General features: G+C 65.3%; 6 protein-coding genes. 5 read left to right on the top strand and 1 reads right to left on the bottom strand.

Annotated features, from left to right (window positions below):
• Window positions 1-58: 58 nt before the first annotated feature.
• On the bottom strand, window positions 59-1,102 hold the full coding sequence (locus tag QM019_RS12355; RefSeq protein ID WP_282853254.1) for a helix-turn-helix domain-containing protein: 1,044 nt from the start codon (window positions 1,100-1,102) through the stop codon (window positions 59-61).
• 348 nt (window positions 1,103-1,450) lie between these two features.
• Here QM019_RS12355 and QM019_RS12350 point away from each other — a divergent pair, with 348 nt between their 5' ends.
• The 5 genes from QM019_RS12350 (at window position 1,451) to QM019_RS12330 (ending at window position 6,045) form a co-directional block, all read left to right on the top strand.
• Window positions 1,451-1,981, top strand: coding sequence for a TRAP transporter small permease (locus tag QM019_RS12350; protein ID WP_282853252.1), 531 nt, complete (start codon window positions 1,451-1,453; stop codon window positions 1,979-1,981).
• Window positions 1,978-3,429: a TRAP transporter large permease gene (locus QM019_RS12345; RefSeq protein ID WP_282853251.1), complete on the top strand. Its 1,452-nt coding sequence runs from the start codon at window positions 1,978-1,980 to the stop codon at window positions 3,427-3,429. The genes QM019_RS12350 and QM019_RS12345 overlap by 4 nt, the downstream gene beginning before the upstream one ends.
• 36 nt (window positions 3,430-3,465) lie before the next feature.
• Window positions 3,466-3,927, top strand: a complete 462-nt coding sequence (locus QM019_RS12340; RefSeq protein WP_345961033.1) for a carboxymuconolactone decarboxylase family protein — start codon at window positions 3,466-3,468, stop codon at window positions 3,925-3,927.
• A complete protein-coding gene (locus QM019_RS12335) occupies window positions 3,924-4,838 on the top strand; it encodes an NAD(P)-dependent oxidoreductase (RefSeq protein WP_282853250.1) in 915 nt (304 codons plus the stop codon). The genes QM019_RS12340 and QM019_RS12335 overlap by 4 nt, the downstream gene beginning before the upstream one ends.
• 76 nt (window positions 4,839-4,914) lie before the next feature.
• Window positions 4,915-6,045, top strand: coding sequence for a TRAP transporter substrate-binding protein (locus QM019_RS12330; protein WP_282853249.1), 1,131 nt, complete (start codon window positions 4,915-4,917; stop codon window positions 6,043-6,045).
• Window positions 6,046-6,129 lie beyond the last annotated feature (84 nt).

Genomic DNA, 6,129 nt, shown 5'->3' with positions numbered 1-6,129 from the left:
AGTTCTGGCACCGCCAGAACTACAAAAAACGACCACTCAACCCCCTCGCTGTCGTGGGTTAGGAGCGGGTGGCCGACTGGTGGGCACGGCGGTAGACGCTTGGGCTCATGCCGAAAGCCGACTTGAACGTGCGGCTGAAGTGCGCCGCATCCACGAAGCCCCACTCCTGTGCAATCTGCAGGATCGTCAGCGAGGCCTGGGCCGGGTCGAGTAGCGACTCGCGGCAGCGTTCGAGCCGCCGCGTGCGAATGAAGTCCGACACCGTCGTACCGTCCTCGCTAAACAGGTGCTGCAGGTAGCGGGTCGAGAGGAAGTGCGCCGCCGCCACCGACTCAGTGCAGAGCTCGGGGTCGCTCAGGTTCGCCTCGATGAAGCTCCGATACTTGTCCATGTCGGCGCGGTACCCCTCGGGCTGGGTGCTCGTCTGGGCCGCCAGCTCGCTTGAGAGCAGCGTCGAGATCAGCCCTAGCGCGCTGTGCATGACCTTCACGCCCGTGTGGTCGGTGAGCATGTTGAGGTTCTCGGCGATGTGCTGCATGAACGGGCTGATCACCTTGCCGATGCCCTCGTCGCCGCGCAGCCGCAGCGCGGTCGCATCCGCGAGCAGCCGGCGGGGAATGCCGAGCAAGTGCATCGGGAAAATCAACACGAACGTGCGCATTGGGCCCGCGTACTCGAGCGTGTAGGGGCGGCCGGTGTCGTAGACAGTGACGTCGCCGGGCCCGAGTGACGCGCTGTTTTCTCCTTGCGTCACGACGCACTCGCCCTCGACCAGCAGCGAGAGCTTGAGCAGCTGCGGGTCGTCGGGATCGGTGTCGGTGCTGAGCCGATGCACCGAATGCTGGTCGGCCGACATGTACGTCGCGCACATGTCCTCGACCCAAATGCGCTCAAGCACCCCCTCGAACGAGTCCGACGTCGTACGCAGGTGCAGCTTGATGAACTGCTTCGCCACGACGCGCTCCCACTGCGCGAACGAATGCACGACGGCGCGCTGGCGGATCGCCCCGCCAGGCGTCGTCGGTGGGATGAATTCGTTCACCACCGCGTCGACGATCGAGGTCGGCTGCGGCTGGGATACGGGGGAGTGGAGCATCGGCATGCGTGTCTCCTGATGCGTCGCTGAATCAAGGGATGACCTCACAAGTTTACGCCCCCGAACGACCACCGCTCCGGGCCGCACTCTTGCGCATCCTGCGTGCGCTGCTGGATAACTCAGTGTGCGGCGCAGGTCAATTCCTAGCGGCGCGTGACGGCAATACTCGGATGTGGGGTGCAAACCCGTCGGCGGTCAGCAAAGAAGCGCAGCGGCGGGACCACTGAATTCGGCCGGCGCACATAAGTGACCGGTGCGACGAAAAAGTAAGGAGGCGAGGTGGCCTTGAAACGAATTATCACTGGAATCAGTCAATTCATGGGCGTTATTGCGGCGCTGAGTCTGGTGGTACTCATGTTGGCAATCACGCTCGACGTCATTAGTCGCTACATCACAAAAGCGAGCATTCCGGGAGTGCTCGAACTCGCGGAATCGTGTCTCGTGATTTCGATTTTCTTTGGGCTGCCGATCGCGGCCGTCCGAGGCGAACACGTCGCCGTCACGCTCGTGACCGATCGACTCAACGACGCCTGGGCGCGAGTATGTTTTCTCGTGGCCTGGTCGGTAACCACGCTGTTCTTAGCCTGGATGACCTGGGCGTCGATTACGCGGGCGATCGAAGCGACCGAGCGCGGCGAGGAGCGCTTCGGCCTCGTGCGCTGGCCGGTCTGGCCAATGCGCTGGGTCATCGTCATCGGGCTTCTCGGCTTCCTCGCCGTCGCGATCGTGAACCTGATCCGGCTCATTACGAACAAGGACCCGCTCGGCGCGAAAGACGACGTCGAGCTCGCGACCAGCCAAATTGCCGTCGCTGACGAATCCGAAACCTCGACACCGTCGCCGGACGAAACAACCGACAGCGACCTCCGAAGGGCCCGAGTATGACCACCATCGCAGTCATCATTGCGCTCGTCGCGCTGCTCGTGCTGCTCGCCATCAAGACACCGGTGGCCATCGCGCTCGGCGTCTCGGGCGCCCTCGGGCTTGTGCTGCTGCAGGGCTTCGGCTTCGCCGGCAACGTGCTCGGCTCGACGCCGTTCTCGGACACGGCAAACTACAGCCTCACGATCGTGCCGATGTTCATCCTCATGGGCATGTTCGCGGTGCGCGCGAACCTGGCCGAGCAAGTCTTCGCCATCGCGAGCCGGGTCGCTCGCCGCGCCCCGGGCGGGCTCGGCGTCGCGACGGTCATGGCCTGCGCCGGCTTCTCGGCGGTCTCCGGCTCGAGCATCGGCACGGCCGCGACGATGTCGAAGCTCGCGGTCGGCGAGATGCGCCGCCACGGCTACCCGGCCCACTTCGCGGCGGCGCTCGTCGCGGTCGCCGGCACCCTCGGCGTGATGATCCCGCCGAGCACATTCCTCGTGCTCTACGCGATCCTCACCCAGCAGTCCGTCGGGCAGATGCTCGCGGCCGGCATCATCCCGGGCCTGCTCTCGGCGCTCGCCTACACGATCTACATCATGGCGCGCGGCCGCAAGCTCACGACCTCGGCCGACGCGAGCCTCGCCTCGGTGTCGGAAAAGGCGCACACCGACGCGGCGCAGCTGCGCGGCCTGCGCTCGAAGTCGTCGGTCGCCTCGGGCACGACGGCGTCGGCCACGGCCACGGTGGATGCGCCAGCTCAGCAGCCCGCCGGCGACACCACCCCCTGGCGCGAGCTGCCCTGGCGCGGCGCGATCCGCGTCGTGATCCTCTTCGCCATCGTGCTCGGCGGCATGTACTCGGGGTTCTTTACCTCGACCGAGTCGGCGGCGATCGGCGCCGTTGCGGCCGTCGTGATCCTTATCATCGAGAACCGCAAGAAGGGCTTCAAGGCTGTGCTCGCGGCGTTCCGGTCGGCGCTCCAGGACACCGGCTCGACCACCGCGATGGTCTTCATGATCATCGTCGGTTCGGGCATTCTCTCGACGTTCTTTATTGCCGCGCGGGTGCCCGATTCGATCACCTCGGCGGTCGCCGGGATGGGCCTGCCGCCGATGCTCACGATGGCGCTGCTGCTCGTGTGCCTGATTCCACTCGGCATGGTGCTGGAATCGCTGTCGATTCTCGTCATCACCGTGCCGATTCTCTACCCGATCGCGATTGAGCTCGGCTTCGACGGCATTTGGCTCGGCATCCTCATCGTCAAACTCATCGAGATCGGCATGGTTACGCCGCCGGTCGGCATCAACGTGTTCGTAGTTGCGGGCACCTCGGGCGTGCCGAGCGAAACGGTATTTCGCGGCGTCACACCACTGTTTTTTGTGGATCTCGCCGTCGTGACGCTGCTCTTCCTCGTGCCACAAATCTCCCTATTCCTGCCAGGCCTCGTCGCGTCGACCGCCGGCTAATGACCACCACAATGACCCGAATTGAGAGGAAGCAATATGCAGCGAGACGAGTTGTATGAAATCGGCCTGGCGCAGCGCCGGAATATGTTTGGCGTGCAGGGTGCCGAAGACCAGGTCGAACACACGACGGATGTGAATGACAAGATTCAAGAGTTCGTCACCCGAGTCTGCTTCGGCGATATTTGGCAGCGGCCCGGCCTCGCGCTGAAAGACCGAAGCAAGATCACCCTTGCGATGCTCATCGCGCAGGGCAAGTCGCACGAGATTCGCATTCATATTCGCGGTGCCCTCGCGAATGGCGTTACGCCGCTTGAGCTGCGCGAACTCATCGTGCATTCGATCCTGTACATCGGCATCCCCGGCGCCGTCGAGGGAATTCGCGCGCTCGAAGAGATACTGGATGAGCAGGGCTTGACGTTCGAAATCGACGGCGAATCGCACCGTGACGGCGATGACGCACTGGCCGATGCGACGAGCGGAAAGGCTGGGCAAGCATGACCACCTCCTCAACACCGAACGGCGACACCGCCACCAAGGTCGGCTTCGTCGGCCTCGGCACCATGGGCGAGCCGATGTCGGCGAACATCGCGAAGGCCGGCTTCGACCTGCGCGTGTACGACGAGGATGCGGGGCGCGCGCACGCGGTCGCTGACCGGATCGGCGCATCCGCCCTCGACGGAGCGGTCGGCCTGGCCGAGTGCGACGTCATCGTGCTCATGCTGCCGACGAGCAGGATCGTGCGGAGCGTGCTCGTCGACGACAGCGGCGCGGGGCCGACCCTCCGGCTGCCGCTGCGACCCGGCACGGTCGTCGTCGACATGAGCTCGTCGAATCCGCAGGATACGCTCGCGACCGGCGAGGTGCTCAGCGCCGCGGGCGTGCACCTCGTGGATGCGCCGGTGTCGGGCGCGAAGGAGCGCGCGCTCAGCGGCACGCTCGCGATCATGCTCGGCGGCAACGACGACGCGGCGATCGCCCGCGCGACCCCTGTTATCGACGCGATGAGCGCGCAGATCTATCGCACCGGTGCGCTCGGCACCGGCCACGCAATGAAGGCGCTGAACAACTTTGTCGCGGCCGCCGCCTATACCGCGGCGAGTGAGGCGCTGATCTCTGGCGAGCGGTTTGGGCTCGACCGCCAGACGATGGTCGACATCTTCAACAACTCGACGGGGCAGAGCTTCGTCACGCTGAACGTGCTCGGACCGCACATCGTCGACGGCGCGTTCGCGTCGGGCTTCGCGCTGCCGCTCATGACGAAGGACGTCAAGATTGCGCAGGCCGTGCAGGCGGCCGCCGAGCACGAGGCCCCGGTGTGCGCCGCGGTCGCGGGCGCGCTCGACGACGCGCTCACCGAATTGGGCAATGTGGACCACACCGAAGCCTATAACTACTGGAATTTGCGATAACTCCCCAATTAATTACACCCCGAGTTTAGTGGCGTCAGAGTCGACGCCCGAATTCGGGGATGAAAGGAATGCGCTCATGTTGAGAAAGAAAAGTCGCCGGAAAGGCGCGTATTACGCACTCGTGGCCGCGGCCACGTCGTCGCTGCTGCTCGCCGGCTGCTCCGACGGAGCCTCGGGCGGCGACGGCGCCGCCGAGTACACCTTCACGTTGGCAACGGCGGCCACCGACGGCACGCCGAACGCCGCGGCGCAGGACTGGTACCTCGACCGACTCGAGGAGGCGAGCGACGGTCGCATCTCGATCGAACGCACCACGGCCGAGGCGATCTGCGCCGCGCCCGAGGTCGTCGAGTGCCTGCGCGACGGCCGCGCCGACATCGGCGTCACGGTGCCCGACTACACGCCGCAGTACTTCCCAACGCTGAGCGTCGTCGGCATCCCGTTCATCAACCAGAACTCGCAGGCCGTCACGGCGGCGCTCTACGAGCTGCACACGACGAACGAAACGGCGATCGCGAGCATGGACTCGGCTGGTCTGCACTACGTGTCGGCCTGGCCCGTCGGCCGGCTACTCATCGGCACGATGGAGGAGACCACGAGCGTCGCCGACCTCTCGGGCCTGCAGGCGCGCGCCTCGGGCCCCGTGATTCAGGAGGTGCTGCAGGACGCAGGGATGAACATCAACGCCATCACCGCGAGCGAGACCTATGAGTCGGTCGAGCGCGGCGTGATCAACTCGACCGCGGGCGCGATCGACTTCCCTGTCAACTACCGCCTGATGGAGCTGATTCCGAACTGGGCCGACCCGGGGATCGGCCAGTACTCGACCTTCGGCATGTGGTTCTCGGCGAGCGCCTATGACAGCCTGCCCGACGACCTCAAGCAAATCGTCGACGAGGTCACGGCCGAGTTCAACGGGGGAGAGGCCATCGCGGCGTTCAACGGCTCGGCGGCGGGCCAGTGCCAGGAAATGCTCGATTCGCCCGACGTCGACTCGGTGACCGCCTGGGATGAGTCGGCCACGCAGGAATGGCAGGACCAGGTCGGCGACTCGGCCGAGGCAAGTTGGGAAGAGGTCGCCGGCAGCTACGGACTTGAGGACGCCGGTTCGTTCCTCGATGCCTACAAGGCCGCCTACGCGAAGTACGAGGACGCCGAATACGACGACGCCACCATCGATTGCGTCGACCAGTTCGCCGAACGCTAACCCACCGCACCCCACCCATGGGGGCTGAGAGGGGGGGTTGAGTGGTCGATTCTTGTAGTGCTGGCGCCGCCCGCACTACAAGAA

The organism is Gulosibacter sediminis (assembly GCF_030011715.1).
In the GTDB taxonomy this organism is placed as follows: domain Bacteria; phylum Actinomycetota; class Actinomycetes; order Actinomycetales; family Microbacteriaceae; genus Gulosibacter; species Gulosibacter sediminis.
Note: the sequence above shows the minus strand (reverse complement) of the source record. Positions and strands in the feature narration are given on the sequence as shown.

Bases quoted from the DNA above. Each gene is read 5' to 3' on its own strand.
- QM019_RS12355 (WP_282853254.1), bottom strand. From the start codon at position 1,102: ATGCCGATGCTCCACTCCCCCGTATCCCAGCCGCAGCCGACCTCGATC.
- QM019_RS12350 (WP_282853252.1), top strand. From the start codon at position 1,451: ATGTTGGCAATCACGCTCGACGTCATTAGTCGCTACATCACAAAAGCG.
- QM019_RS12345 (WP_282853251.1), top strand. From the start codon at position 1,978: ATGACCACCATCGCAGTCATCATTGCGCTCGTCGCGCTGCTCGTGCTG.
- QM019_RS12340 (WP_345961033.1), top strand. From the start codon at position 3,466: ATGCAGCGAGACGAGTTGTATGAAATCGGCCTGGCGCAGCGCCGGAAT.
- QM019_RS12335 (WP_282853250.1), top strand. From the start codon at position 3,924: ATGACCACCTCCTCAACACCGAACGGCGACACCGCCACCAAGGTCGGC.
- QM019_RS12330 (WP_282853249.1), top strand. From the start codon at position 4,915: ATGTTGAGAAAGAAAAGTCGCCGGAAAGGCGCGTATTACGCACTCGTG.